The following is a 25,613-nucleotide window of genomic DNA, read 5'->3' as shown; positions in this document are numbered from 1 at the left end:
TATCGATTCCACTTTCTTATACGGTCTCTTGGGACCCAACATACTAACCTGATTCGGATAAGGGTGTGAAGCGAGTCGGTTTCCTGGTCCGGATTCTGAGATCCACGCATCCGCACGACTTCACTTCTACAAAAAAATAGTAGCACAGACCATGGCCGTGGTCTGTGCTACTAATGTTAGTATGTTTCCGCAGTTTCGCCAAAGCCGCCCGTTACAAAAATCCCTACAGAAGGAACAGCTATCAACGCGAGGAACATCATGACACCTTGGACAAAGTCAGTGTAGCTGACTGCCAGGAATCCGCCGAATAGTGTATAGGCCACTACGACTGCAGCAACTATGACCATCCCAAGCTGATAGCTCAATCCGAATGAGCTTTCAAAGAATACGCCGCCTGCGACCATTCCTGAAGACACATAAAATGTGAAGAAAATCAAAATGATAATACCTGAAACAATTCTTAATAGACGTGAAGAATCTCTCAAGCGATTTTCCAAGAAGCTTGGAATCGTAATCGAGTCTTTCGTTACTAGTGAGTAGACGCGCAAACGCGGCGCTACGAAATACCAGTTTAAATAGGCACCGATCGTCAAACCGATCGCTATCCAAACTTCTACTAGACCGCCGACGTAAATAGCACCGGGAAGTCCCAGTAACAACCAGCCCGACATGTCGGATGCTCCTGCGCTTAAAGCGGCTACGGCCGGGCCAAGGCCACGTCCTCCGAGCATGTAATCCGATAAATTAACGGTTTTGCGATAAGCATACCATCCGATTAATAACATAGCGATGAGGTAAATAATTAGCGCTATGATTTGATAAGTTAAATCTGACATCTTATCTCCCCCTTCCACACCATTGTATCATTCTGAGCCTTTAATACCAGTGATTTTTTGTTTTATTACCTATTAAAAAGGGGAATTGAGAGGCAAGGAGGCGATTAGGATGCCATGGAATAAAGACGATTACCCGGATTCATTTAAGAATTTAAACCCTGATGTTCGCAGCAAAGCAATCGAAATTGCCAACGCTTTACTGCGCGATGGCTACGAAGAAGGACGGGCGATTCCAATAGCACTCGACCGCGCCAAATCCAGTGTTCACGGCGACGAAGAACAACCGGTTTATGAAATCCGTGTACATGACGAGGGCTGGCAATTGAAGAAAAAAGACAGCAAGAAAGCGATTCTGATTGAGGAAACAAAAGAAGATCTGATGGGTGACGCCAAACGCTACGTCAATAAGAATAATGGCGAACTCCATATCTACACAGAAGACGGAAAACTCGAAGAAAAGTTATACGAATGAACCCTGGCGAATTACTCTAAAGCATTTAAATTGCACTTCCGGCAGTGGTTGTAATATGTAAAAAACCGGCGAAGAAAGAGCGTTTCTTCGCCGGTTTTTTCTGTTGTTGTTCTTTTTTGAGAAAACCCGTTACTTAAACCAGCCTTTTTCCTTGAAACGGGAAATGGCTTCAATCCGGTTGCCGACTTCGAGTTTATCCAAAATGGTGGAGATGTAGTTCCGCACGGTTCCGGAGGTGATGAATAATTCATTGGCAATTTCTTTCGTGCTGCGTCCTTGCGCAATCAGCTCCATCACTTGTTTTTCCCGTTCTGTCAGTGGATTATCGCTTTCATAGGCAAGGTCCACCAGCTCAGGGGCATAGATGCGGCGCCCGGCCATGATGCTGCGAATGGAAGTTGCCAGATCCTCGCTCGGACTGTCTTTCAAAAGATAGCCGCTGACCCCCGCATTGCGGGCCCGTTCAAAGTAGCCGGAGCGCGCAAATGTCGTCAGGATTATGACTTTGCAGGGATGTTCTTTCAGTTGTTCCGCAGCATCCAGTCCGCTTTTCAAGGGCATTTCAATATCCATGATGCAAATATCCGGATTCAGATTTGCGACAAGATCGACAGCCTCCTGGCCATTTGCAGCCATGCCCACAACCTCCATATCCTCTTCCAGATCAAGCAAAGACCCCAAAGCTCCCAGCATCATGCGCTGATCTTCAGCCAATACAATCCGAATCATTCCATCTCCCCCTTGGATTTATAAAGAATTACGTTAGGTACCCTGATATTCAAGGTCATGCCCTCCGCCCCTTTGATGTCAGCAGAGCCGTTGATGAATTCCAGCCGCTCCCTCATGCCGGCCAAGCCATTCCCCTGCATAAACACTCCGGTATCAGGCAGGCCGATGCCGTCATCCTGAACCTGCACCAACACTTCCTGCGGTGTTTGTTTGATCAGGATGGTACATCTGGTGGCCCGGCTGTGCTTAACGACATTATTGACCGCTTCCTTCAAACACATGCTGAGGACGTTTTCGACCAGCAAGGGAGTATTCCCGAGCTTTGGAGTCCCATACAAAACGAAATCGATTTCAGCCGCTTTCAGAATCTGCTGCACCCGCAGCAACTCGTCTTCAAGTTTCGTCCCCCGCATATCCGATACCAATTCACGGACTTCCTTCAATGCGGTGCGTGCAGTTTGCCTGACGTCATTGATTTCATTCAACGCCGCTTCCGGGTCACGGTAAATCAGTTTGCTGGCAAGATCACTTTTCAGTCCGATCAGTGAAAGCTTTTGGCCCAGTGTGTCGTGGAGGTCCCGGGCAATCCGTTCCCTTTCCTCAATAATAACCAATTGTGAGATCCGCTTGTTGGCATCTTCCAGCTGGCCTTCCAGTTTTTCACGTTTATTGCGATTATAGGTATTGAACGGCAACAGAATGACTCCGAGAATCGTCAGCACGACAAACGGCAGCTGGGACATGAAAAGTGTGCTTTGGAACGCGATACCGAAAGCAACCGTTGCGATAGTCGTACCGATATGGAGGCCGTAAATTATATAAAACCCGACTTTATTGCGGATGTTGCCAATGAAGAACGCAACAAAAATCGCCAGATAGACATAGCCGAAAAGATAGGTCAACACGATATTGACCGCCATTTCTATGCCTACCCATACATAGACAAAGCCAGTTTTTGAGTTGACCGACAGGCGGTACGCCAAAAAGAACAGCCCCAACAAGGCGATGCCGAGTGCAATTTCAACCACAGAAGAAGATCGGAAAATGAAAAAGAAAGGCAAAATACAAAAAATGACCCATGCGTAAAGGCTGAGCCATGGGTTTTTGGGAAATAATTGGTACCAGCTTTGCATAGGCTCCTCCTCATGTTGCTATTATTAACCATCATACCAAATTCTTTCACGAAGAAAAAACCATTCCGCTGAGGGAATGGTTTTTAGATTTATTTGTCCAGACTCCAGCGGCCAACTCCTCGGACTTAAGCTATCCTTCCTGTGCGGCAAAGAGCGCCGCTTCGGAAGTTCATCTTAAGCCTTTCGGAGCTGAACGGCCGTTTCCGCTTTTCTTGATTGTCCAGACTCCAACGGCCAACTCCTCGGACTTAAGCTATCCTTCCTGTGCGGCAAAGCGCGCCGCTTCGGAAGTTCATCTTAAGCCTTTCGGAGCTGAACGGCCGTTTCCACTTTTCTTACTCAGCTGCTGTCTTCTTGGAATCATTCAGCAAATGCTTGATGTCGCCAAATGTGACGAAGGTCTTATTATTCGCATCGTACACTTTGTAACTCAATGACTTAAGGCTAGATTTGATATTGATTGTTGTTGCCTGCTGAAGAGGCGGAGTGGATTCGTGTGCTTTTTCCAGGTTATAGTTCGGAACCCGTGGGCTCAAATGGTGAACATGGTGGAAACCGATGTTTCCTGTTACCCATTGAAGAACTTTCGGAAGCTGGTAGTATGAGCTTCCTTCTATCGCTGCCTTCACATAATCCCATTCGCTTTCATCTTCAAAATACGAATCTTCAAATGTATGTTGTACATAGAACAGCCAAATGCCGAATGCTCCAGCAACGAACATCGTTGTCCCTTGAACAATGACGAATGCCTGCCAACCGATTGCCAAAATAAGAAGTGAGTAGATGACTACTAATGAGATATTGATCAAATACGTGTTATTGCGCTCTTTTTTACGAGCGTCTTTGCGGTTGAAACGGCTTGAAATCAATACAAGAAATAATGGTCCAAATCCGAACATGACCAGCGGGTTGCGGTACAAGCGGTATTTGAAACGTTCCCATTTCGAAGCTTCGACATATTCATCAATTGTCATGACCCAGATGTCGCCAACCCCACGTTTGTCGAGGTTACCACTCGAAGCATGGTGAATTGTATGCTCGCGTTTCCATTTTTCAAAAGCGAATAATGTTATGATGCCGGTGATTGTCCCTACAATGGCATTCGCTTTTTTGTTTTTAAAGAATGAACCGTGTGTACAGTCATGGAAAATGATGAATGTTCTGATGACAAATCCTGCTGCAACGATTGATGCTGCAATGGTCAGCCAGATCGAAACATCCAACGCCTGATACGCAAGGAACCAAAACAGGAAGAATGGAGGTATAGTATTGACCATTTGTTTGACACTTGCTTTCACATCTGCCTGCTCAAAAGGTTTCACGAATTTACGGAGTTGTGCTGTTTTTTCTTTACTCATAATTTTTCCTCCTTATTCGGACATTCGGCGTCCGGATAACTTATTAACCTAATAATAATAAAAATGAACGGCATGAATAAGTCATAAACGCACGGATTCATACATGACACTTGTCATGTATTTGCGGCAGCGGAAGAGTTTCCTTTATTATCCGGAAGGGTAAAGTACTAGAAATTCAAATAAGATGTTACGCAGAAGAGGTGGATTCCATGATTTATCTGGTGGCAGTTATAATGATTTTTTCCATCCCGTTGGCCGCAATCATCACTTCCCATCTGGAAACGCAAACCAAGCTGAAGCACAAGATGATAGAAAGTGAAATCGAGCTTGAACGGCTGAAGCATGACAATTATGTAATCGAGACGCAAAAGTTGCGGCTCGAGCTGGAACAGATGAAATTGGAAGACGCAAAAAAAGAGCAGGATTTTTTGGCAAAATAAAAAAGCAAAGCCGCGTAAGCTTTGCCATCGAACATTTACACCGCCGAGAAACTCTCAGCGGTTTTTTATTGCTTTACGCCATAACCTGCTGCTCGATTTCCTTCAATCCGTGGAAATAGCCTTTCCGTTCCATCAATTCACCATACGACCCACTTTCGATTACTTCGCCATGGTCCATGACGATGATTTGATCCATCTTTTCAAGACCGGCCAGGTCATGGCTGATGATGATGAATGTGTCACCTCGATTATCTTCGAAAAGCCGCTCGTAAATAATCCTTCCTGTCGCAGAATCGACGGATGAAACAGGTTCGTCGAGCAGCCATAATGCACTCCCTTTCAAAATGGCGCGTGCTATTGCGAGACGCTGCCTTTCCCCACCGGACAGGTTCTGGCCTTTTTCTTCCACTTCCATATCCAGTGAAAATCCACCGAGTTCCACTTTGTTCAGAGCAGCGATCATCTCTCCGTCATCAGCTGAAGAATCGGCAATATGCAGGTTGCTGCGCAGGGTGCCATAGAAAAAATGATTTTCCTGAAGCACTGCATTAAGCCCGCGCCAAATACTTTCCTGAGAAAAGTCTTCGGAAGTTCGCCCATTATAAAGGACGTGTCCTCCGTGAGCAGGAAGCACATCCATCAGCAGAGCCAACAATGTCGACTTGCCGGAACCGCTCGGACCAACGACTGCAGTTCTGCTGCCTGCCGGAAAATCGATGGTGATATTTTTCAACGCCGGTCGTTGTTCCCCCGGAAACACGTAAGACAGGTTTCGCGCAGATACGGACAGAGGTCCCGGCGGCAGCTCTGCCATCTTCTTTTTACGGGGTGTTTCATCGACAATGGATTCGAGCCGGACAGCCGCTTTCCGACTCTCTTCAAAATGCCCGGGAAATGCCGCCATCGGTGAGATGTTTTCAAAAACACCCAATGAAATCATCACCAGCATGGCCAAATACAACCCGTTCAAATCGCCGGCAGCGGTGGAATATGCGCCTACTGCAAGAATTGCCAATGATACAAGAAGAGCAAAAAGTCCATTGATCGACTGGCTGTAGACTTCCTCTTCCCCTTCATTTCTTTGTTCTTCGTGATAGGAATCGATCAACTGTGCCAATAGCTGTTCTTTTCCGGAAAGTTGCTGGTAAATTTTCAGCTCACGGAAACCATACAGAAATTCGGCCGCTTCAGCTGACAGAGCTCCGCGGCTCTCTCTGATTCTCCAGTCCTTCCTGCGCTTGCGCCAGGCAAAGTATGCCGGCACCGCCACGGCAGTGAGGAGGTAGCCGAGGGCAAGCAGGATTGCTGTATATACCGAGAAATAGAGAGTAAAGAGAATTGTACCGGTAAACACCAACAGCAGCACGACCGGTGGATAAAATACGCGCAGCAGAAAATTCTGCAGACTTTCGACATCGCCGATAATTCTGGCCAGCAAATCCCCACTTCGGTATTTCCCATAAATTTCGGGTGCCACGGGAGCGAGCTTCTCAAAAAAAGCGACTCTCAGGTTGCCAAGCATTGTGAAAGTGGCCCGGTGGGAAAGGAGTCTTTCCGCATAGCGGCTGATGGCTGAACCCAGTCCGAATAATTTCAGGCTCGCCCCAATGACGATCAGCACAGTCATCTGTCCGGTAAGAGCCGCTTTGGAAATTAAATAGCCACTCGAAGCCAATAGCGCGACGCTCGCCAGACCCGCAAGCACACCGAAGATAATTGCCAATGACACATCACGTTTTTCCAGTATCGTCAATTTCAGTACCTGTGCTAATTCCTTCATCGCATTGCACCTCCTTGCTGGAGCGGCAACAGTTCCTCGTACGGTCCGAACTCTCCAGCCAATTCTTCGTGTGTGCCGCAAGCAACCACTTTGCCATTTTGAAGAAAAACAATGTTGTCTGAAGCGCGCACCGTATGCAATCTATGCGCCACCGTTATTACTGTCGCCTTTTTCGAAAGCTCTGCAAGGGATTGCTGCAGAATCATTTCTGTATGCAGATCGAGGCCGGTTGTCGGCTCATCGAATAGAATTACATTCGGCTTTTTCAAAAAAGCCCGCGCCAGGGCGATGCGCTGCTTTTCGCCGCCAGACAATCCGCGGCCGCCTTCTCCTACCAATGTCCCGTAGCCTTGCGGCAAAGAATCGATAAGCTCCGTAACGCCGGCTTTTTCCGCTGCTTCAGCAATCTCTTCCTGCGTTGGCTCCCTGTTCGTGCCGATTGCAATATTTTCTTTGATCGAACCGGCAAAAAGATAAGGGGACTGGGAAATATAGCTGAGCTGGTTGAACCAGCCAGTTTCGCTGATATCATTGCGCCTCTTCCCATCAATCAGAATATCCCCTTCCGATACCGGCAGTAATCCGGCCAGGATATGCATCAATGTAGTTTTCCCCGAACCACTCTTGCCGATGATGGCGATTTTGCTGTACGGTTTTATATCCAGGGAAATATCGCTTAACCTGAATTCATCGTTATATGAAAAACACACCTTTTCGAACCTGATATGCGGCGGCATACTTTCCGGCAATTCCATTTCCCCCCACGCCACCGGCTTCCGCTCTTTGGCAAGCTCTTCATGCAACAGTTGCGATGCAGCTACACTTCCGCGGGCCGTGTGGAACGCACTGCCGAAATCTTTCAGCATCGTAAAAAAATCCGGAACCAGAATCATGATAAAGAATGCGCTGAAGAAGCTGAGGTTATCAAAAACGACAAGCCGCAAACCCACTTCGAGAGCAATAATCCCGATGCTGAGCATCGAAATGTATTCAAGGGTCAGAGAAGACAGGAAGGCCGACTTTAGAACATCAATAGTTGAATCCCGAAAATTTTTGCTGCTCTCTTCAATTTTTTCTTTTTGTTTCTTGCTTTGGCCAAACAGCCGCAATGTGGTCAGCCCCTGTAAAATATCAAGGAATGTTCCGGAGAACCTGTTCAGCTGCTCCATCTTCTCGTCCGCTTTTTCTTTTGTCCTTTTACCGACAATCGCCATAAAGACCGGTATGAAGGGAGCAGTCACCAATATTATGAGGCCCGTTGTCCAGTTTTGGGAAAAGACCACTACCAGGAGCATCAGTGGAATAATGTAACTTTGTATCAATTGGGGGATGTACTTACTGAAAAAGCCGTCCGTCTCATCAACGGCATCCATCAGCAAACTGACTTTTCGTCCGGAATGGCTTTCGGCAGAAGACAATAGAGGATCTTCGGCAAAAGAACGGATCAATTTCATTCGCATTTGTTTTTTGACAACAGCAGCCATTTCGACGCCTGTACGCCCGATAATGTAACTTGAGAGAGAACGAATGATGATGGAGATTAACAGTGCATAGAGAAACGGCAGTATTTCTTCAAAACTTCGCCCCTTTATAAAGACTCCATCAACAACGAGAACGAAAAATACAGCCTGGCCGATTGTCGACGCCCCTTTCAGGACTGACATCGCAATCAGCAGGCCAATTTGTTTTTTCTGTTCAAAAGCAAGCCCTTTCAAGTCCTTCATACTGTTCTCCCTCTCCATTCATATAACCCTATTATAAAGGATGTTGCTCCATATTCCGTTCCGAGGGTCTGTGCGCTGCTAAAAATCAGCAGTTTTGTTACAGTCTTGTTCACAAACAGAAAGGGTTTATTTCCCGGGAAATAAACCCTTTCTGCAAACGAAAACCCGCACACTTTTTAGTATGCGGGTTTCAGGTTCTATTGAAATATTCTTCCGATCCGTTTTCTGAGATGATGATGGCTTTTTGCAGCAATTCAATGTCCTCTTCAATCTGCAGGCGCAAAGAGAGGTCCCGGCATTTTCGATATTCATCACGCATTTTATCCAGTTCGCCTATGAAAACAACTTTTTCCTCTTCTTTTACCACTTCAGCCACCTCACAAGATGATAGTTTAAAAGGCTTGTATCATAGTACCCATATATATGAATTGAATTATACTTTAAATAGTCAGAAAATGCTATTAATTTCATTTTTATATTAGCAGCCATAGTATTGAATAAGTCATCATCCCTATGGCGAAAGAAAGAAAACTGCTTTCCCGCTCTTCGGGAAGTTCTTCTTTCATGACATTCAGGATTACGCCCCCGGCTAATAATGCCACAAGTAAAGAGACAACCAATTCCCCCACTTCCGTCAAAATTCCAACCAGCCAGCCAATGATAATTGCCGTAGTCAAAAGCCATCGACCATATTTGTCATAATCTTTTTTATGAGTGCTCCGTAAAGATTTATCAATAGTAATAAAATGAAGTCCCATTGCCACAAAGTAAAAGAACATTCCCCACCTGTTTGCAAATTGATCATGAACCAATAAATATCCAATCAGAGAATTGTATAAAATGAATGTTCCAATATGCACCCAGAAAACACCTGCCGGAGCCTGGGTTTTCTTACCTTGCTTTTTCTTGGATTTTTTGACCATCACTTCCAGGCCGTAAAAGATGGCAAGTCCCATCATTGCCATTATATAGATGTGACTTTCAATAAATCTCCACGCACTACTACCCAGTTCCCCTTCCAGTTCCTGTTGGAAATGGCCGAGTTCAGGCAGAAGATGCAAGAATACATACGCTACCGATATCCCTCCGACGACAGATAAAAACCGGCTGCGCGGAACCACATCGAGAAACTTCATATTTTTTGAAAAAAGATGAATAAGTACAAAGCCGATAATATAAAGCAGCGTGTTCCAAAACATCTGAATCGCTCCATCCGTAATTTAAATAACAAATCTTTTATATGAATTCACTGCAGATTGCCCTTAATATTTTTTGATTGCACCTTTAAACATACAGAAAAAGCAGATGAGGAGTGTATTGGCCCATCTGCTTTAAATTGATATATTATTGCTGGCTTCTACCATTTTTAATCCATTGAGCCACTTCCACAGTATGCTTCGCCTGATAGCTGACTGCATCCTGTACGTCTTCCACCATATTGTTATCCTGATCGACAGATACGCTTGTACCATATGGATTTCCGCCGGCTTTGAAGAGTGCCGGATCTGAGTACCCCGGCGCTGCCACGATGGCGCCCCAATGGAACATAGAAGTATAAAGAGCAAGAACGGTGGATTCCTGACCGCCATGCGGGTTTTGTGCCGAAGTCATTGCGCTTACAACTTTGTTCGCCAATTTCCCTTGTGCCCATAAGCCGCCCGTCGTATCCAGGAATTGTTGCACCTGTGAGGATACATGTCCGAAACGTGTCGGCACACTGAATATGATTGCGTCCGCCCAGTCCAGCATATCCACCTCTGCTGTCGGCACATCCGCTGTAGCGTTCAGGTGCTCCCGCCATGCGGGATTCGAATCGATTGCTGCATCCGGTGCATTTTCCTTCACTTTTGCAAGTTTCACTTCTGCTCCCGCTTCTTTAGCTGCTTCTTCAGCCCATTGGGCCATCTGATAATTTGTACCCGTGGAGCTGTAGTAGATGATCGCCAATTTTACATTTGCCATTTTAAACATCTCTCCTTCGCATTGTCATTCCAAGGCAGCTGCAGAACATGTAAATACCTTGTATTCAAGATATTTGTTACTTTACCAGTTTCCCCTCAATTACTTCCGATTAAACAAATTTCCATTCTTTCGGATGGGGATATATATAGAAGAAACCTGCTATATCAACCAAAAAGAGGTGCTGCAATTATTGCGGCACCTCTTTTTGGTTACACCTGACTGCTTTCTGTCAATTCAATGGAAAGTTCCCGGAGTTTGAATTTCTGAATTTTGCCCGAAGCGGTCATCGGGTATTCTTTCGTAAATTCGAAATAGCGGGGAATTTTATGGCGCGAAATTTTGCCCGTGCAATAATCCCGCAGTTCTTCCGCATCAAGTGTTTCGCCTTCTTTAAGAATGACCCAGGCCATCAATTCCTCTCCATATTTGGGATCCGGCACTCCGACGACCTGAACGTCCTGAATGGCATAATGGCTGTAAAGGAATTCTTCAATTTCCCGCGGATAAATGTTTTCTCCGCCTCGGATGACCATGTCTTTGATGCGGCCGGTAATGGCGATATAACCGTCGTCATCTTCCATGGCGATATCGCCCGTATGAAGCCAGCCCTCCGGATCGATTGCATTTTTCGTCGCTGCTTCGTTTTGATAATAACCCTTCATGATATGATAACCGCGTGTGCACAATTCTCCCGGTACACCAGCAGGCACAGTTTCCCCAGTTGCAGGATTGATAATCTTCACTTCGACTTCGGCATGCGGTTTGCCGACAGTGGAAACCCGTTTTTCAATGGCATCGTCCGCACGGGTTTGGGTGATGACCGGCGAAGATTCTGTTTGGCCGTAGGCGATGGTGATTTCCGACGCTCCCATGTCCCTGATCACTTTTTTCATGACTTCAATCGGGCATGGCGAACCGGCCATGATACCGGTGCGCAGCGTGGAAGTATCAAATGATGCAAAGTCGGGATGGTTCAGTTCCGCTATGAACATTGTCGGAACGCCATGCAATCCGGTACATTTTTCATCCTGCACCATCTGCAGCACTTTTTCCGGATCGAATTGTTCGGCAATGACCATCGTCGTGGAATGGGTGACAGCCGCCATTGTTCCCAGTACACAGCCGAAGCAATGAAAGAACGGCACCGGAATGCACAAGCGGTCGTTTTCCGTCAGATTCATCGTATCACCTACCAGCTTACCGTTGTTGACGACATTCAGATGCGTCAGCATGACGCCTTTCGGGAACCCCGTCGTACCGGATGTATACTGGATATTGATGACATCGTCCGGGTCCATTGATCGGAATTGCTCTTCCAATTGCTCATCCGACACCCCATCGGCGAAAGCCTCAAATTCCCTCCACGTATAGATGCCAGGATAATTGTTTTCACCCATAACAATAACGCGCTTGAAATTCGGCAGTTTCCCGCTCCGGATCTCCCCTTTTTCCGAGCTTTTCAGCTCCGGGCACACGGTATTGATAATGTCGATATAATTACTGCCTTTGAATTCTTCGCCTAATATCAACGTGGTCGAATCGGATTGCTTCAGGAGGTATTCAAGTTCACTTGACTGGTAGCTCGTATTGACGGTCACCAGAACACCGCCCATTTTCCCGGTGGCGAATTGGCTCAGCAGCCATTCCCGCTTGTTATCAGACCAAATGGCAATATGCTCGCCTTTTTCAATCCCGAGACCAATAAAGGATTTGGCCAGCCGGTCGGTTTCCTCATCGAATTCCTTATACGTTTTGCGTATTCCGTGTTCCGGATAGACATATGCCTCTGTTTCCGGATGGAGAGATGCTTGCTTCCGGATCGTTTCCCCGACAGTTTGATGTAAAATCGCCATTTCCATACCCCCAAAGTGTATACGTTTTCATTTCCCTTATAATATTATCATAAAATTCCAAATAATTTAACATCCCGGTAGAGATTCCACAAACAGTTACTGTCTCAATTGCTCGTTTCCGTGATAAACTTGTCTTATCTTGAATCAGGAAAGGAAATGCAATGGAATTAAAAGAAATGCAACAGGAACTCACGGAACGCATCGCTCAGCATAAGCTTGTTTCTGCAACCATCAGCCAGCCGAGGCAGAAATCAGGCGATTTGAAACGCATCCGACTGAAACCCGTGGAAATTAAAGATCTGTATTATATTCAATTTGAGTACCAGCACGAGCATGTGCTGAAACATAAAAATTTGACGGCAGAAGAAGCCGGGCAAGAATTAGAGAATTTATTCGCGGAGTTTCGCCAGGGTCTCTTCCAGTTCACGGAAGAAAAGGTCCAGGTCCAGTTGTCCAAGAAATTCAAAGTGGGCTGGAAAACCGAAGAGACCGGGAAAAAACAAGTGGAGCTTTCGCATAACCGGAAAAAACAATATTTGCTGGAAGACGGCATTCCCTATCCGTTTCTGGTGCGCCTCGGTGTGCAGAATCCGGATGGCAGTGTCAAAAAACAAAAATACGATAAATTCCGCCAGATCAACCGGTTCATCGAATTCATCGACGATGCGCTGGTCCACCTGCCGAAAGACCGGACAGTCCGCATCCTCGACTTCGGTTCGGGAAAATCGTACCTGACTTTTGCGCTGTATCATTACCTGCGTGTAGAAAAAGGGCTCGACCTCCGGGTGACGGGGCTTGATCTGAAAAAAGAAGTGATTGAAGAATGCCAAATGATTGCGGAAGACCTGGGCTACGGGCAACTGGAATTTCTGGTAGGGGATATCAATGATTATAACGAGGATTCCGCAGTCGATATGGTGGTGACCTTGCATGCCTGTGATGTCGCCACAGATATGGCACTGGCCCGCGCCGTCAAATGGAACGCGAAAGTCATATTGAGTGTACCCTGCTGCCAAACCGAACTGAATCACCAGATCGCTTCACCGGAATTGAACATTATGCTGCAGCACGGCCTGATCAAAGAACGCTTCAGTGCGCTCGCGACGGATTCCATCCGCGCCGAATTGCTGTCGCTTGTCGGCTATGAAACACAATTGATGGAATTCATCGATATGGAGCATACACCCAAAAACATTTTAATCCGCGCCTATAAAACCGGACGGCAACCGGACGCCGGACAACTGGAGCGGTACCGGCAGTTTACCGCTCTGCTGTCTGCTAAACCATTTCTCGAAAACGAATTGAAGGAGCTTTTATGAAAAAAATCCATATTGTGAACGGCATTATCCTGGCATTTTCTGTGATTCTGGTACGCTATATTGATGTGCACGTCTACGATATGCACATCATCATCAACCTGCTCGTTCTGGTGGCATTGATCGTGGGCGGCATGAAGCTTGCCGAGCGTTTTCCCGCTCTTGATGATAACGTCAGCAGAAAAACCGGCACCATCATCAACACCATCGTTGTATTGACTATCTTTATCGCCTTTTTCGTTCTGGAATTGTAGAAGGAAAAGCGACAGCGCCCGTCAAGCTCTGTAAGGCAAGGGATGGACCAAATGGAATTTGGGACATCTCTTTGCGACGAAGCTAGCGCAGCGATGCAGGAGCAATAAGGGGTTAGACGGATCAGCGAAGTGGCGGTTTTTGCCACGCAGCTGAGCCGGCTTATGACCCGAAGAGCTGGGCCGCTGGAGTCTGGACAATTACCCCAAAAGAAGCATCCTCCACATTGGAGGATGCTTCTTTTCCGGTTTACGGTGAGTTTTCGTTCGGCTTTTTGTCTGCCTGCTCACTGATTACTTCCATTATATATTCTTTGACCGGCTCCAGTGTAAATTCAAGACCGCTTGTCTTCAGGTTGTTTTCCAGGTAATCGAGTTGATGGTCCTCGACAGCCTCGGACTGCAGGTTCAAGGCACTATTGACATACAACATGCCTTCATTGGTGGCCATCGGGCCGTCTACTCCGTCTTCCTTTCGGCGCGCTTCCGCTTTTTCAATGCCAAAAACCAGCCCTTCTTCTTCCAATTCCTTCATTGCCGCCTGATAGCGTTCTTCCCCTATCCCTTCAGAAAGCCGCTGATCCAGCTGCTTAATATCTTCCAAAGTAGCCCCCTTGAAATATTGGGCATAAAAAGCCATCAGAATCTGCTCTTTGTCCTTCAAATTTTTCATCGCAATTCCTCCCCCGTTAGAACGGTATACCTCTCCTTTCCCGTTCTAATGCCCCGTTAGACACTTATCAGGAAAATTGTATTGCATTGCACACCCACCAGGTGTACTATTCAGTTAATACAGTAAGACAAGGAGATGCAACATGAATCAATTGCGTGGGTTATTCAGGAAAGACTGGACCATCATCAAGGGCTATTTGTTAGTGGCTTTACTATTGGATATTATTATTCCGCTCGGATCAGCGATGCTTTTCCAGTTTGAATTTTTTGAAGGACTACTTGTTTTTTCGGGCACTGTGATGGCATTGCACATGTTCGCACCAATAATTCTTCTGTCCATTCTTCTTACAAAAGAGATGGACCGCCCGGATATCTTTTTTCATTCCAGTGCTTCCATACATAAAATTAATGCCAGCAAATTTCTTACAGTAATTTTTGCCACCGCCATTTCGCTGTTATGGATAAGTTCCCTGACATTTGTGTTTCTGCTCTTTGCACCCGATTTACTGGAAGTCAGAAACCTTCTTCCTTCCGCCGCCATGTTCGCAGCGGGCATTCTGTTTTTTTCGGTGCAGATCACAATCATCTATTATTTCTATATCACAATGTTTTATTCAATGAAACCCAAGATTGGGGGCTTTGCTTATATTGTCACTTTCGGATTTTTTATTTTCTTTCTTGAAATGTGGGATCGATTCAAGGCAACTGATCTCTATGCAGCACTCACCGACTTTTGGATCGTCCCTTTGCATGAATCCGAATTTCTGGCCAATATGGCGCGCGGGTTAAAGGTGCCTTTTGAAACGCCGGCCACACTGCAAATTGGCCAGTTTGCCTTTGTAACAATATTGTTGGTTCTTCTTTATTTTGTGTCCGCTTACTGGTTCGAGAAGAAAGTGAGGGCTTGACATGGGGCTTGAGTTTGATAAGGATAAGCCGATTTATCAGCAGCTGATCGAACGCCTGTCGGGGGACATCATCCGCGGCGTCCGAAAACCCGGCGACAAGCTGCCTTCTGTCCGGGAATATGCAATCGAAGTCGGTGTCAACGCCAATACCGTGCAACGGGTTTACAGGGAGATGGAAGCGATGGAACTTACAGAAACCAGGCGTGGCCAGGGTTCATTCATAACAGAAAATGAAGCTCGCCTTGACAAGCTGCGGGCCAGCAAGAAAACCGATCTCGTGAAATCGTTTATCGCCAATGTGGAGGCGTACGGTTTTTCGAAGGCGGAAATCGTGGAACTCGTCAGGAGGGAAATCCAATGATCGAATTGAACAATGTAAAAAAATCATACGGCTCAACTAAAGCGCTTCAGTGTGTTAGTTTAACTCTCGAAACGGGAAAAATAATAGGAATTGCCGGTGAGAACGGCAGCGGCAAATCGACTTTGCTGAAATCCCTGGCTGGCGTCAGCCCCATCGACAGCGGATCCATCCTGATCGACGGCAAGCCGGTGTCCCGGAAAGATGCCGAAAGAATCGCTTACCTTCCTGATGCCGACATGTTTTATCCTTATTTCACAGTCGGGCAAATGTTCGCCTATTACAGGAGCCAGTTCGCAGATTTCAATGAAGTAAAAGCAAAAGAGGTGCTCGATTTTTTGGAAGTTCCCCTGTCTTCGAAGATGAAAACCCTTTCCAAGGGCATGCGTGGACGTGCAAAAATGGCCGCAACTTTAGGGCGTGAAAGCCGCTATTATTTAATGGATGAACCGTTTTCCGGACTCGATCCCATGGTACGAGGCGATCTGGTCAAAGGCCTGCTCCGCTTTACGGATCTCGAACGCCAGACTTTGATCCTGTCGACCCATGAAATCCGGGAAGTGGAAACTTTGCTCGATGAATTGGTGCTTTTGAAAGGCGGAAACGTATTGGCCCACAGGCAACTGGATGACATCCGGGACGAAACGGGCCAGGACACGGTGGAATGGATGACAAAAGGGACGAAAGCGGGTGCAGCAGGATGAACGAGCAGGCATTGGTACAGATTAAAAATCTGTCAAAAACAATCGGCAGCAAGAAAATTATCAAGAACTTGAATCTCGATTTGTATAAAGGGCAGATCACCGGATTTCTGGGACCGAACGGAGCCGGCAAGACCACGACCATCCGGATGATGGTCGGATTGATGAAACCGACTGAAGGCGATGTATTGATCGACGGGCAATCAGTAAAGCATCATTTTGAGGAAAGCATCGAGAAAGTCGGCGTAATCGTCGAGAACCCGGAAATGTACAAATACATGTCGGGCTATAAAAACCTGCTGCATTTTTCGAGAATGCATAAAGGCATTTCGAAAAAGCGCATCAATGAAGTCATTGAGCAGGTCGGCATGCAAAACCGCATCAATGAAAAGGTCGGTTCGTATTCCCTCGGCATGAGGCAGCGTCTCGGGTTGGCACAGGCGCTTCTGCACAAACCGAAATTCCTTATTCTTGATGAACCGACCAATGGACTTGATCCTGCAGGCATCTGGGAATTCCGTCTTTACCTGCAGAAAATCGCACGTGAAAATGGCGTCGCGGTTTTCGTTTCCAGCCATCTTTTGTCGGAAATCGAATTATTATGCGACCGGATCGCCATTATTCAAAATGGCGAACTGATCGATATCAAAAACGTCAAAGAGCTTCAGCAATCCCGCTTTTATTTGAAGGCCGAGCCGTTGGCACAGACAGAAGAGATATTGGCCGGAATCGGCTTCCCGGTTTCCCGCCATGACGGTGGACTGTTGGTGGAGACCGAACCGGAACATATTCCGGGCGCCATCAAAATACTGGTGAATGCCGAAGTTTCCATATTTGCCATTCAACCGTTCCAAGCGACTTTGGAAGATCAATTCCTTGAACTGACTGGAGGTGGAGAAATTGCTCAAGCTCATACAAAATGAATGGATGAAATTATGGAGCCGGAAATCTTCCTGGATCATGATCATTCTGCTGGCAGTCATTCTGTTCAGCTCCTCCGCCATCACCAAATGGGTGGACAACTCCATGAATACTGCCAATACAGAAACATGGCAGCAGCTGGAAGCCGCTGAAATGGCCAACAATTTAATCCTGTTGGAGAATAACAGCTTGGGTGACGTACGGCGCGAGTATCTTGAAGGCGAAGTGGCTATTGCCGAGCATCGTCTCGAAAACGATGTCGCTCCTTTTGACTCCAACAGCATGCAGCAAAGCGTCATCGACTCGCACGCCCTGATGTCCCTTGTCACGCTGTTCACGGTTATCGTCGCCGGCGGCATTGTGGCTGCTGAATTTTCACAGGGCACCATCAAAATGCTGTTGACTCGTCCCGTCAAACGCTGGAAAATTTTAAGCTCGAAATTCATCACGACGATGCTGTACGCATTGCTGCTGGCGGTTGTATTATTCATCGTCACGGCAGTGGCGGGGTTAATCTTTTATGGTGTCAGTGATGGAACGTACCTTGTCTGGAATGGTTCAGAAGTTGTCGAAGGATCGTTCTGGCTGGAAGGCCTCCGGTTGGCCGCACTCAGCTTTGTCAACGTCTTAATGATCAGCACTTTCGCCTTTATGCTGGGCACTGCATTCCGCTCCAGTTCACTCGCCATCGGGCTGTCGATTTTCCTGTTGTTCACGGGCGTTCAGGCGGTCTTCCTGCTGGCGAATTATGAAATCGTCAAATATTATCTGTTTACGCACACCGACCTGACGCAATATTATACCGGGTTTATGCTGGTCGATGATATCACGATGACGCTGTCCGTGATTGTGCTGTTTGTCTATTTTGTTATTTTTATGGCCATCAGCTATGTCACTTTCGGCAAACGCGACGTTACGGCGTAATAAAACCTTATATGGAAAACCCGCAAAGCCTGGTTGGCTTTGCGGGTTTTTTCGTTGCAGGGGCGAGTTGAGCCTATTCTGTTGGAAGTTGATCGTATTTTTATGAAAGTTGATCGTATTCTTATGAAAGTTGATCGCAAATAAAAAAGCCCGGAAAATCCGAGCCATTCTGCCATTAATACGCCAATCCCACACGGCTGCCGATGTTTTCGCTGTTCTCCAGTTGATAGTAGGCGAATTCCGCGGTATCGCCAACGCTGATTTCTTTGCCGTCCTCCGGAAGATAATCTTTTTTCGTGCGGTATCCGCCTTTCGCTTCCCCATCAGGCAAATAGGTCGGACAGACGATGGTCCACTCCAAGTCGGATTGTTCCAGCATGCGAAAGACTTTTTCGTGCTGTTTCGCAGCGAAGGTCATTTTCCGGTTCGAGTCGCCCCCCTGGTAACGGAGCTTGCCTTCTTCGAGCCGGCTGTTTAAGATGCCGGCCGTTCCAATCGTTATGATCCTTTTGATGCCGCCCAGTTCCATCGCCTCGATTATGAAAGGCATGGCATCCGTCAACGTCGTGGTCTTATCTGTTCCTAATGCACTGATGACTGCGTCGGCTCCCGCAATAGTGCGGTCAATATCCTTTTTGTTCCGGACATTGCCGAATACCGTCGCCAGATTCGGATGTTTGTCGAGCTTGGGCGAACGCTGCAGGGCCGTCACCTGGTGACCGTCTGCCAACGCACGCTTTAAGATTTCACCGCCCACTCTGCCTGTCGCGCCGAAAATTGCCAGTTTCATCTCTTCGTCCTCCTCTGCATGATTATTTGAATTTATAGCCTTTTGATGCCAATACCGCTTTCAGATCCGGACGATGCGGTTTTTTCAGGAAATCCGCCATTTGCTGTGACCAGGACGCCGTTTTCTGGTTGGAACCGCGGCTTCCGTAATAGTCCTGGATTGTCTTGTCATAAGCCGGAAGAATTCTTTCGTATTTTTCTTCGTTGTAGTCATTTTCGTGCAAAATCGCTTCCACCGGCAGACGGGGTTTTACGTCATTCTTTTCGTTCGGGACACCGACAGTCAGGCCGTAGACGGGAAACACACCTTCAGGCAATCCGACCAATTCGCTGATTGCGCCCATATTGTTGCGGACACCGCCGATATAGCAGATGCCATAGCCTTTGGATTCGGCCGCCAGCGCCAGATTTTGCGCCAGCAGTCCCACATCTGTCACTGCGACCAGCAAATTCTCGGCCTGGTCGAAGACAATCGACTCGCCCTGCATATCTCCGGCATGTTTCAGGCGGTTGTAATCGGCGCACATAAGGAAAACAGCACCGGCGCCTTCCATCTGTTTTGGATTCTTGGACAATTCGCCAAGCTTCTTCCGTTTTTCAGCATCCGTCACCCAGATGACTGAATATGCCTGGACAAAATGAGACGTTGCCGCATGCTGCGCCGCTCCGATCAACTCTTCCACTTCTCCCCGTGTCAGTTGCTCCTCTTTGTAATCACGCACTGAAGCATGGGATTTCATTAATTCGATAACCATATGTATTACCTCCTAAGGATTGTTTGTTCCATCGTACCAAATTCCGTATGAGGATACTGTTGCAACGATTTTTGCTAAAATAAAACCATAGAGGTGATGAACAAATGAAACAGGCAAAAACCGCTTTTACAATACTTTTTCTGCTGCTGCTCGGCGGTTTTCTGTTTATCTGGATACAACGTGAAGTGGAGTTCCGCGAAGAATTGGCAGCCCGGCCCCTGCCGGATGCCCTGCACCCGATTGTGGCGGAGAAGAGCCGTGAGCTGGTCGCTGCGGCAGAAGAGATTGGGGTCGACATCGTCATCACTGACGGATTCCGTTCTTTCGATGAACAGGCTTCGCTGCATCAACAAGGACGCAGTGAAGCCGGCAATATCGTCACCCATGCCGAAGCCGGAGAATCCTATCATAATTATGGATTGGCCATTGATTTCGCCCTGAAACTCGATGACGGTTCGGTCGTCTGGGACATTGAACGCGATGGAAACGGCAATGGGCGCCCGGACTGGTTTGAAGTTGCGGATATCGGCAAAGGCCTCGGCTTTGACTGGGGCGGCGACTGGAGCCGGTTCAAGGATTATCCTCATCTTGAAATGGATTTCGGTTTATCGGTTCGGGAATTGCAGAAAGGCTGGCGACCCGAGGATAAAATAGAATGACCCTGTAACTCTTTCGCCTTCAATTACGACTACTTCAGTAAAGAGGGGTGAATAGACATGAAAAAAATTGCCTTCCTGTCCTTATTGCTGATGGTGCCGCTGATTGCCGCCTGTGGAACTGGCGGGGATACACCTGTTGACACGATCCCTTCCATCGATGACTATTCCGTTTCAAATACCAAAGCGTCCACTACTGATGGCGACTTTATTTACCGCCTTGTTTCCGAACAGGAACAATACGCGAGTGGCGGACCCGTTGAGGTCTATGCTGAACTTGAGTATGTCGGCGAAGAAGACAGCATCGATATTTACCATGCCGGCTCCGCGTTCTTTTTTCCCATGGAAGAAAAGACGCGAGGCTATCAATTGGACTATCCGATGATCGAACCTCTGCTGACTACAACTTTAACGAAAGGTGAGCCTCTCCGAGAATCCTATACCGGAAGCGGTGGGTACAGCGATCAGGACGATGCGGCTTATATCGAGTTTATGCAACAAGTGATGAACAATGAATTTCCACAGGGCTATTACATTGTCAACGGATACGCCAATTTCTTTACCGAAAGCCCGGACGGCGTCCAAACTGACTACGAAATACATGCGGAAGTCGATTTCAAAGTTATCGACGAATAGCCAAAAGCACGTTCCGTTCGGGAACGTGCTTTTTTCTTCGCTGGGGTTACATTTCCTGTCTCAACGCCTGGATTACATCGATTTGCGTGGCTTTTCGCGCCGGACGCCAGCCTGACAGCATGGCCACGCCGATGCTGATGGCAGATGCGATCACCACAAGCTGCCATGGGATGGTCGAGATCACCAGGGTGAAATCAGCCGGCCTGTCTTCGCCTAAAGAGTTCAGCACAATCATCGGAATCAGCCAGTTGGACAATAAGCTGATGGCGAAGGAAATGGCAACTGCCAACACGGTTCCGATGATGCCGATGGCTGCACTCTCCATGAGGAATAATTTGCGGATCAATTTTGGTTGTGCGCCGACCGCTTTCATGACGCCAATTTCGCGCGTACGTTCCGTCACTGCCATCGTCATCGTATTGAAAATACCGATGGAAGCGATCAGTACCGCAATTGTTCCGACAAAGATCAGTCCTGCCTTTAATGCAGTGAAGAAGACATTCATCGAACCCAACTCTTCCGTTACGGAATAGACGTAATAGCCGTCTTCTTTTAAGGTGTCTGTAATTCCTCCGACATTCTGCAGTTCATCTGCGTAAACAAGGATATATTTATAGCCTTGCTGCAAGTCCAGTTCTTCATTGAATACCGCCCCCCAGGAACTGTCCGCATAGACACTGTTGTCCGTCATCCAGTCTTTCGCCGGTTCTTTCGCGATGCCTGTCACCACGAATTCCCATGACGAGCTCTCTTTCGCTTCTTCTCCTTCGTCTCTGAAAGGCGTTAGTTGCAATTCGATGGTCTGGCCGATCAGGCTGCCTGCAAATCCGTCAACCTCTTCACCATTGGCTTCCTTTTCCATTTCCGCTTCTGTCAACAATTGTTTTGCCATATGATAGCCGACTACGATTTCCTCAGCTTTGGACGGCATCTTCCCTTCCGACAAAGCAAATCCAGCTTTTTGTTCTTCTTCCATACTGGATAAGACGATTCTGGAATATGCACTGCGATTACCTATCACGGTTTGCGCTTCGGCTTCCGGCTGATTCCGTTCCACTACCGCCACAACGTGTTCCATTTCTCTGATTTTCTGAAGGTCCGCTGCCGGAATATCGGCTGGAGCCACTTCTGTCTCACCGCCCGATTTCCCGGCAATTTCAATTTCCGTCACCATATTATTATCCAGGACATCATCGGTAATGGTCTGATGCAACCCAAAACCGATCGAAGCCAGGACGATCAAAAATGCGCAGCCCATCGTCGCGGCCAGAATCGTCGTGGCGACGCGCAGTTTGTTGCGTTTCATATGCTGTCTGATAAAATCGATCTGGTCTTTAAATTGCATGGCGCTGCTCCCCTTTCACCAATTCGCCGTCATGCAGGCGGTACTGGCGGTCTGCAACAGTAGCCACTTCCTCGTCGTGCGTGATGATGACGAACGTCAGCCCGAGCTTTTTATTCAACGACTGAATCAGCAACAGGATCTCTTTTTCCGTTTCGGAATCCAAACTTCCTGTCGGCTCATCGGCCAGAATGATGGGCGCATCCGTAATCAGCGCGCGGGCAATGCTGACCCGCTGCTGCTGGCCGCCGGAAAGTTCGTTCGGGTAATGGCCTGCCACTTCCTGCAGCCCTACTTTTTGGAGCAGGTTCTCCACTTTTAGTTTGCGTTCCTTTTCATCCATCCCTTTGATCTTCAAAGGCAGTTCGACGTTTTCAAATGCACTGAGCCCCGGCATCAACTGGAAATTCTGAAAGATGAAGCCGAAGTTCTGCAAGCGAAAGTCCGCCTGTTCCGCTTCCTTCAAGACCGAGGTTTCTTTGCCATTGACCATTACCGACCCCGCTTCCGGCAGCATGAACCCCGCAAGTATATGAAGCAACGTCGATTTTCCGGAACCGCTTTTGCCCAGTATGGCCACAATTTCTCCCTCGCTCACTTCAAGCGTGACTCCTTTCAATACCGGTACCTGCCGCTGGTCTCCTTTTTTCCCTATGTTAAAATGATGGTGCAACCCTCTGATTTTTATCATAATTCCTTCCCCTTTCACTGCTGACTTCAGCATAAATGGAAAATCTTAATAAATATGGAGGGGCTTTCTGAAGATTTTCTTAAGATGCTGTGTGAAGGCCCTTCAGCTTGGGTATTCTTACAATATAGTGCTAAATAAACAGAATCTCAGCTGTTCAATCAGGCGTTCTGGGGATAATCGGGTTGTATGCACTGATCATAGGATCCAGCAGAACCGGAAAGGAGGTCATACGTGAAGCAGTTCGCTATTATTATTCCCGCGTATAAACCGGATCAAATGTGTCTGGACACCGTCAAAAATATCATCGAAGCGGGATTTGAACAGATTTTAATCGTCGATGATGGCAGCGGCAAGGAGTTTTCACACATATTTGAATCCCTGGATACTCATAAAGAAGTAATATTATTAAAGCATGCTGCCAACCAGGGAAAAGGCCGTGCACTGAAAACCGCCTTCCAATACATAGTCACGAATAATCTTTCCTACCAGGCAGTTATAACAGCGGATGCGGATGGCCAGCATCTCGTCAGTGATATGGTCAAATTATCCCGTCGGCTCATCAAATCGCCTGCAAATGTAGTACTCGGCGCGCGGGATTTCAGCCGCAGCCATATCCCCTTCCGAAGCCGCTTCGGAAACCGCATCACGCGGTTGCTGTTCCGGCTTTCAACCGGCACCGCCCTTACTGACACCCAAACCGGACTCAGGGGGATTCCCGTCAGATACCTGCCGCAATTGCTGAAGGTTATCGGTGAGCGGTACGAATACGAGATGAATGTCCTGGCCTCTTTAAAAGAAAACAATATTGAAGTGACCGAAGTGACCATCGAAACCGTCTATATAGATGACAATGATTCATCACATTTCAATCCATTGAGAGACTCCTTCCATATTTATAAGATTTTCATCTTCTATGGATTATCCGGAGGAGCATCTTTCGTACTCGATATCGGATTATATTGGATTTTCATCCAATTGCTGAAAGACCCGGCCCCTGGACTGTTTATTATTTTGGCCACGATTGCGGCCCGCGTCCTGTCCTCATTGTTCAATTATTATATCAACCGCAATAAGGTCTTTAAGAAAGGATCCAGTAAATCCCTGGTACGCTACTATCTCCTTGCCACGTTTATCATGCTGACTTCCGCCGCTTCGGTCCATTTGCTTTATGCCGAATGGCTCGGCCGGGGCGAAATCATCCTGAAAATACTGGTCGATACCATTCTCTTTATCTTTGGCTTTATCGTCCAGCGTTCCTGGGTATTCCGGAAAGAATGAAACAGGAACTTCCATCAGCCAGGAAAAAAGGTGCCATTTTTTTCCTGGCTTCCGTTTGGTTACACTCATATGCGCCTTGGAATTGTACAAATATAAATTACATCTTATCCAGAATTAGTCTATAATTAAATTATGAATTCATGTAAAGGTGTGAAGGAAATGCCAACTGTCGACCAGTTTTCCTCTTATATCTGCGAAAACGCACAGTCAATTTCTGAGGAGGTTGTCGAATATGTAGTGTCACGCAGCCAACCGGGGATATCAGAAGAAGAAAAAAGTATGGCTTTTTCCATGTACGTTAAACTTCTCGGGTTTTTCGGTGATTCACTGAACAACGAAAGTGAAGACTTTGTACCGGAACATTTAATCGTATGGAGCAAAAATAACGCTGAGATGCAGGTAAAAAGCGGTGGCAAGCTCTCGGAGATCATAATCCGATATCCATTGACGCGAGATATTTTCACAGAAATATTAAGCCGCGGCAGCATCAATATTGGCCTCTCAACAGCGGATACAGCCCATATTATTAAACAGATCAATCGTATGCTGGATGTCAGCCTCAACGAAACTGTCTTCGCTTTCGAACGCTTTTCCGAACAGTCAAAGCAGGAAATGCAGAGGGAGCTCGTAGCCCTTTCCGCGCCCATTGTTCCAATACGCGATGAAGTGGTTGTCCTTCCGCTGATCGGCTATTTCGATGAAGAAAGGGCCCACTATATCATGGAAACAGCAATACCGAAAATCGCTGCAATGAATGTGGAGTATGTAATTGTAGATTTCTCGGGTGTGCTGACGATTAACCGGCATGTCGCAGAATCCTTGCACCAGATCGGCAATATGCTCCGGATAATGGGCATAAAAGTCGTCTCATCCGGCATGCGCCCTGAACTTGTACAAGTCGTGGTCAACAGCAATATCGAAATGGCTTCCACCCATTCCTTCAGCACCGTCAAACAGGCACTGGAGACTATCGGTCAATAGGTGGCACCAAGAAGCTTCTCCAATGGAGAGGCTTCTTTTTTTAATTTTTTTTTTGCATTTTGAAGAAACTTTATTTGAGCCCTTGCGACCAAGGTGCTATAATCAAAAAGCAAACTTTTAATGCCGACAAAATCTATATGAATTAGG

General features: G+C 47.1%; 27 protein-coding genes and 1 pseudogene. 13 read left to right on the top strand and 15 right to left on the bottom strand.

Translation table 11 applies throughout. The features are described from left to right. Positions 1–188 precede the first annotated feature (188 nt). Positions 189–836: pseudogene (locus DIJ65_RS05705) on the bottom strand (sodium:solute symporter family transporter); the annotation flags it as partial. 109 nt (positions 837–945) lie between these two features. On the opposite strand from DIJ65_RS05705, the gene DIJ65_RS05700 reads away from it, so the two are divergent. Next, a complete protein-coding gene (locus tag DIJ65_RS05700; protein WP_071151993.1) occupies positions 946–1,308 on the top strand; it encodes a DUF2188 domain-containing protein in 363 nt (120 codons plus the stop codon). A 129-nt stretch (positions 1,309–1,437) separates the two neighbouring features. Here the strand turns inward: DIJ65_RS05700 and DIJ65_RS05695 are convergent, their stop codons facing one another. From DIJ65_RS05695 to DIJ65_RS05685, 3 genes are all read right to left on the bottom strand, one after another. Next, complete coding sequence (locus DIJ65_RS05695; protein ID WP_117300797.1) at positions 1,438–2,037, bottom strand: response regulator transcription factor; 600 nt, start codon at positions 2,035–2,037, stop codon at positions 1,438–1,440. Then, complete coding sequence (locus tag DIJ65_RS05690) at positions 2,034–3,170, bottom strand: sensor histidine kinase (protein WP_071151992.1); 1,137 nt, start codon at positions 3,168–3,170, stop codon at positions 2,034–2,036. Before DIJ65_RS05690 ends, DIJ65_RS05695 begins: the two co-directional genes overlap by 4 nt. A 335-nt stretch (positions 3,171–3,505) precedes the next feature. Next, positions 3,506–4,528, bottom strand: a complete 1,023-nt coding sequence (locus tag DIJ65_RS05685; RefSeq protein WP_117300795.1) for a Delta(5) desaturase DesA — start codon at positions 4,526–4,528, stop codon at positions 3,506–3,508. Positions 4,529–4,737: 209 nt separating this feature from the next. Here DIJ65_RS05685 and DIJ65_RS05680 point away from each other — a divergent pair, with 209 nt between their 5' ends. Beyond that, the gene (locus DIJ65_RS05680) at positions 4,738–4,968 is read left to right on the top strand and encodes a hypothetical protein (RefSeq protein WP_071151991.1); all 231 of its coding nucleotides are present in this window, start codon (positions 4,738–4,740) and stop codon (positions 4,966–4,968) included. Positions 4,969–5,041: 73 nt separating this feature from the next. Here DIJ65_RS05680 and cydC read toward each other — a convergent pair whose 3' ends face one another. The 6 genes from cydC to DIJ65_RS05655 form a co-directional block, all read right to left on the bottom strand. Beyond that, entirely contained in the window at positions 5,042–6,748 is a 1,707-nt protein-coding gene (cydC, locus tag DIJ65_RS05675) for a thiol reductant ABC exporter subunit CydC (RefSeq protein WP_117300793.1), read from the bottom strand. Beyond that, the gene (gene cydD, locus DIJ65_RS05670; RefSeq protein ID WP_117300791.1) at positions 6,745–8,472 is read right to left on the bottom strand and encodes a thiol reductant ABC exporter subunit CydD; all 1,728 of its coding nucleotides are present in this window, start codon (positions 8,470–8,472) and stop codon (positions 6,745–6,747) included. The genes cydC and cydD overlap by 4 nt, the downstream gene beginning before the upstream one ends. 190 nt (positions 8,473–8,662) lie before the next feature. Continuing rightward, entirely contained in the window at positions 8,663–8,839 is a 177-nt protein-coding gene (locus DIJ65_RS16255) for a hypothetical protein (RefSeq protein WP_154718718.1), read from the bottom strand. A 106-nt stretch (positions 8,840–8,945) separates the two neighbouring features. Continuing rightward, positions 8,946–9,593, bottom strand: a complete 648-nt coding sequence (locus tag DIJ65_RS05665; protein ID WP_313903010.1) for a hypothetical protein — start codon at positions 9,591–9,593, stop codon at positions 8,946–8,948. 223 nt (positions 9,594–9,816) lie between these two features. Next, the gene (wrbA, locus tag DIJ65_RS05660) at positions 9,817–10,434 is read right to left on the bottom strand and encodes an NAD(P)H:quinone oxidoreductase (RefSeq protein ID WP_071151948.1); all 618 of its coding nucleotides are present in this window, start codon (positions 10,432–10,434) and stop codon (positions 9,817–9,819) included. A 209-nt stretch (positions 10,435–10,643) separates the two neighbouring features. Continuing rightward, positions 10,644–12,287, bottom strand: coding sequence for an AMP-binding protein (locus DIJ65_RS05655; protein ID WP_185959496.1), 1,644 nt, complete (start codon positions 12,285–12,287; stop codon positions 10,644–10,646). Between the two features lie 161 nt (positions 12,288–12,448). On the opposite strand from DIJ65_RS05655, the gene DIJ65_RS05650 reads away from it, so the two are divergent. Both DIJ65_RS05650 and DIJ65_RS05645 read left to right on the top strand, forming a co-directional pair. Beyond that, positions 12,449–13,606: a class I SAM-dependent methyltransferase gene (locus tag DIJ65_RS05650; RefSeq protein WP_071151949.1), complete on the top strand. Its 1,158-nt coding sequence runs from the start codon at positions 12,449–12,451 to the stop codon at positions 13,604–13,606. Beyond that, on the top strand, positions 13,603–13,857 hold the full coding sequence (locus tag DIJ65_RS05645; protein ID WP_071151950.1) for a hypothetical protein: 255 nt from the start codon (positions 13,603–13,605) through the stop codon (positions 13,855–13,857). Before DIJ65_RS05650 ends, DIJ65_RS05645 begins: the two co-directional genes overlap by 4 nt. Positions 13,858–14,104: 247 nt before the next feature. On the opposite strand, the gene DIJ65_RS05640 is transcribed toward DIJ65_RS05645, so the two are convergent. Next, complete coding sequence (locus DIJ65_RS05640) at positions 14,105–14,527, bottom strand: hypothetical protein (protein WP_071151951.1); 423 nt, start codon at positions 14,525–14,527, stop codon at positions 14,105–14,107. Between the two features lie 142 nt (positions 14,528–14,669). Here DIJ65_RS05640 and DIJ65_RS05635 point away from each other — a divergent pair, with 142 nt between their 5' ends. The 5 genes from DIJ65_RS05635 to DIJ65_RS05615 are packed head-to-tail and all read left to right on the top strand — an operon-like array spanning position 14,670 to position 18,338. Beyond that, complete coding sequence (locus DIJ65_RS05635; protein WP_071151952.1) at positions 14,670–15,434, top strand: hypothetical protein; 765 nt, start codon at positions 14,670–14,672, stop codon at positions 15,432–15,434. 1 nt (position 15,435) lies between these two features. After that, a complete protein-coding gene (locus tag DIJ65_RS05630; protein ID WP_071151953.1) occupies positions 15,436–15,795 on the top strand; it encodes a GntR family transcriptional regulator in 360 nt (119 codons plus the stop codon). Next, positions 15,792–16,496, top strand: a complete 705-nt coding sequence (locus DIJ65_RS05625; protein ID WP_071151954.1) for an ABC transporter ATP-binding protein — start codon at positions 15,792–15,794, stop codon at positions 16,494–16,496. The genes DIJ65_RS05630 and DIJ65_RS05625 overlap by 4 nt, the downstream gene beginning before the upstream one ends. Further along, a complete protein-coding gene (locus tag DIJ65_RS05620) occupies positions 16,493–17,416 on the top strand; it encodes an ABC transporter ATP-binding protein (protein ID WP_071151955.1) in 924 nt (307 codons plus the stop codon). Before DIJ65_RS05625 ends, DIJ65_RS05620 begins: the two co-directional genes overlap by 4 nt. Beyond that, complete coding sequence (locus tag DIJ65_RS05615) at positions 17,394–18,338, top strand: ABC transporter permease (protein ID WP_071151956.1); 945 nt, start codon at positions 17,394–17,396, stop codon at positions 18,336–18,338. The genes DIJ65_RS05620 and DIJ65_RS05615 overlap by 23 nt, the downstream gene beginning before the upstream one ends. Before the next feature lie 175 nt (positions 18,339–18,513). Here DIJ65_RS05615 and DIJ65_RS05610 read toward each other — a convergent pair whose 3' ends face one another. Both DIJ65_RS05610 and DIJ65_RS05605 read right to left on the bottom strand, forming a co-directional pair. Beyond that, a complete protein-coding gene (locus tag DIJ65_RS05610; protein ID WP_117300787.1) occupies positions 18,514–19,128 on the bottom strand; it encodes an NAD(P)-dependent oxidoreductase in 615 nt (204 codons plus the stop codon). Positions 19,129–19,150: 22 nt separating this feature from the next. Next, complete coding sequence (locus DIJ65_RS05605; RefSeq protein WP_117300785.1) at positions 19,151–19,882, bottom strand: NADPH-dependent oxidoreductase; 732 nt, start codon at positions 19,880–19,882, stop codon at positions 19,151–19,153. A 104-nt stretch (positions 19,883–19,986) separates the two neighbouring features. Here DIJ65_RS05605 and DIJ65_RS05600 point away from each other — a divergent pair, with 104 nt between their 5' ends. Then, positions 19,987–20,541: a M15 family metallopeptidase gene (locus tag DIJ65_RS05600; protein WP_117300783.1), complete on the top strand. Its 555-nt coding sequence runs from the start codon at positions 19,987–19,989 to the stop codon at positions 20,539–20,541. Positions 20,542–20,598: 57 nt separating this feature from the next. Continuing rightward, positions 20,599–21,174: a hypothetical protein gene (locus DIJ65_RS05595; RefSeq protein ID WP_117300781.1), complete on the top strand. Its 576-nt coding sequence runs from the start codon at positions 20,599–20,601 to the stop codon at positions 21,172–21,174. Positions 21,175–21,220: 46 nt separating this feature from the next. On the opposite strand, the gene DIJ65_RS05590 is transcribed toward DIJ65_RS05595, so the two are convergent. Together DIJ65_RS05590 and DIJ65_RS05585 are read right to left on the bottom strand one after the other, a co-directional pair. Beyond that, positions 21,221–22,519, bottom strand: coding sequence for an ABC transporter permease (locus tag DIJ65_RS05590; protein WP_117300779.1), 1,299 nt, complete (start codon positions 22,517–22,519; stop codon positions 21,221–21,223). After that, the gene (locus DIJ65_RS05585) at positions 22,509–23,207 is read right to left on the bottom strand and encodes an ABC transporter ATP-binding protein (protein ID WP_117300777.1); all 699 of its coding nucleotides are present in this window, start codon (positions 23,205–23,207) and stop codon (positions 22,509–22,511) included. Before DIJ65_RS05585 ends, DIJ65_RS05590 begins: the two co-directional genes overlap by 11 nt. 231 nt (positions 23,208–23,438) lie before the next feature. Between DIJ65_RS05585 and DIJ65_RS05580 the strand changes: the two genes are divergently transcribed. After that, complete coding sequence (locus DIJ65_RS05580; protein WP_117300775.1) at positions 23,439–24,485, top strand: bifunctional glycosyltransferase family 2/GtrA family protein; 1,047 nt, start codon at positions 23,439–23,441, stop codon at positions 24,483–24,485. Positions 24,486–24,644: 159 nt separating this feature from the next. Then, complete coding sequence (locus DIJ65_RS05575; protein WP_117300773.1) at positions 24,645–25,466, top strand: STAS domain-containing protein; 822 nt, start codon at positions 24,645–24,647, stop codon at positions 25,464–25,466. The last annotated feature ends 147 nt before the right edge of the window (positions 25,467–25,613 follow it).

Source organism: Planococcus salinarum (assembly GCF_007004625.1).
Classification (GTDB): Bacteria; Bacillota; Bacilli; order Bacillales_A; family Planococcaceae; genus Planococcus; species Planococcus salinarum.
The sequence above is the reverse complement of the archived record's forward strand: the minus strand, read 5'-3'. Positions and strand labels throughout refer to the sequence as shown.

Excerpts from the sequence above, each read along its gene's own strand:
- DIJ65_RS05700 (WP_071151993.1), top strand. The coding sequence starts at position 946 with ATGCCATGGAATAAAGACGATTACCCGGATTCATTTAAGAATTTAAAC.
- DIJ65_RS05695 (WP_117300797.1), bottom strand. The coding sequence starts at position 2,037 with ATGATTCGGATTGTATTGGCTGAAGATCAGCGCATGATGCTGGGAGCT.
- DIJ65_RS05690 (WP_071151992.1), bottom strand. The coding sequence starts at position 3,170 with ATGCAAAGCTGGTACCAATTATTTCCCAAAAACCCATGGCTCAGCCTT.
- DIJ65_RS05685 (WP_117300795.1), bottom strand. The coding sequence starts at position 4,528 with ATGAGTAAAGAAAAAACAGCACAACTCCGTAAATTCGTGAAACCTTTT.
- DIJ65_RS05680 (WP_071151991.1), top strand. The coding sequence starts at position 4,738 with ATGATTTATCTGGTGGCAGTTATAATGATTTTTTCCATCCCGTTGGCC.
- cydC (WP_117300793.1), bottom strand. The coding sequence starts at position 6,748 with ATGAAGGAATTAGCACAGGTACTGAAATTGACGATACTGGAAAAACGT.
- cydD (WP_117300791.1), bottom strand. The coding sequence starts at position 8,472 with ATGAAGGACTTGAAAGGGCTTGCTTTTGAACAGAAAAAACAAATTGGC.
- wrbA (WP_071151948.1), bottom strand. The coding sequence starts at position 10,434 with ATGGCAAATGTAAAATTGGCGATCATCTACTACAGCTCCACGGGTACA.
- DIJ65_RS05655 (WP_185959496.1), bottom strand. The coding sequence starts at position 12,287 with ATGGCGATTTTACATCAAACTGTCGGGGAAACGATCCGGAAGCAAGCA.
- DIJ65_RS05650 (WP_071151949.1), top strand. The coding sequence starts at position 12,449 with ATGGAATTAAAAGAAATGCAACAGGAACTCACGGAACGCATCGCTCAG.
- DIJ65_RS05645 (WP_071151950.1), top strand. The coding sequence starts at position 13,603 with ATGAAAAAAATCCATATTGTGAACGGCATTATCCTGGCATTTTCTGTG.
- DIJ65_RS05640 (WP_071151951.1), bottom strand. The coding sequence starts at position 14,527 with ATGAAAAATTTGAAGGACAAAGAGCAGATTCTGATGGCTTTTTATGCC.
- DIJ65_RS05635 (WP_071151952.1), top strand. The coding sequence starts at position 14,670 with ATGAATCAATTGCGTGGGTTATTCAGGAAAGACTGGACCATCATCAAG.
- DIJ65_RS05630 (WP_071151953.1), top strand. The coding sequence starts at position 15,436 with ATGGGGCTTGAGTTTGATAAGGATAAGCCGATTTATCAGCAGCTGATC.
- DIJ65_RS05625 (WP_071151954.1), top strand. The coding sequence starts at position 15,792 with ATGATCGAATTGAACAATGTAAAAAAATCATACGGCTCAACTAAAGCG.
- DIJ65_RS05620 (WP_071151955.1), top strand. The coding sequence starts at position 16,493 with ATGAACGAGCAGGCATTGGTACAGATTAAAAATCTGTCAAAAACAATC.
- DIJ65_RS05610 (WP_117300787.1), bottom strand. The coding sequence starts at position 19,128 with ATGAAACTGGCAATTTTCGGCGCGACAGGCAGAGTGGGCGGTGAAATC.
- DIJ65_RS05605 (WP_117300785.1), bottom strand. The coding sequence starts at position 19,882 with ATGGTTATCGAATTAATGAAATCCCATGCTTCAGTGCGTGATTACAAA.
- DIJ65_RS05600 (WP_117300783.1), top strand. The coding sequence starts at position 19,987 with ATGAAACAGGCAAAAACCGCTTTTACAATACTTTTTCTGCTGCTGCTC.
- DIJ65_RS05595 (WP_117300781.1), top strand. The coding sequence starts at position 20,599 with ATGAAAAAAATTGCCTTCCTGTCCTTATTGCTGATGGTGCCGCTGATT.
- DIJ65_RS05590 (WP_117300779.1), bottom strand. The coding sequence starts at position 22,519 with ATGCAATTTAAAGACCAGATCGATTTTATCAGACAGCATATGAAACGC.
- DIJ65_RS05585 (WP_117300777.1), bottom strand. The coding sequence starts at position 23,207 with ATGATAAAAATCAGAGGGTTGCACCATCATTTTAACATAGGGAAAAAA.
- DIJ65_RS05575 (WP_117300773.1), top strand. The coding sequence starts at position 24,645 with ATGCCAACTGTCGACCAGTTTTCCTCTTATATCTGCGAAAACGCACAG.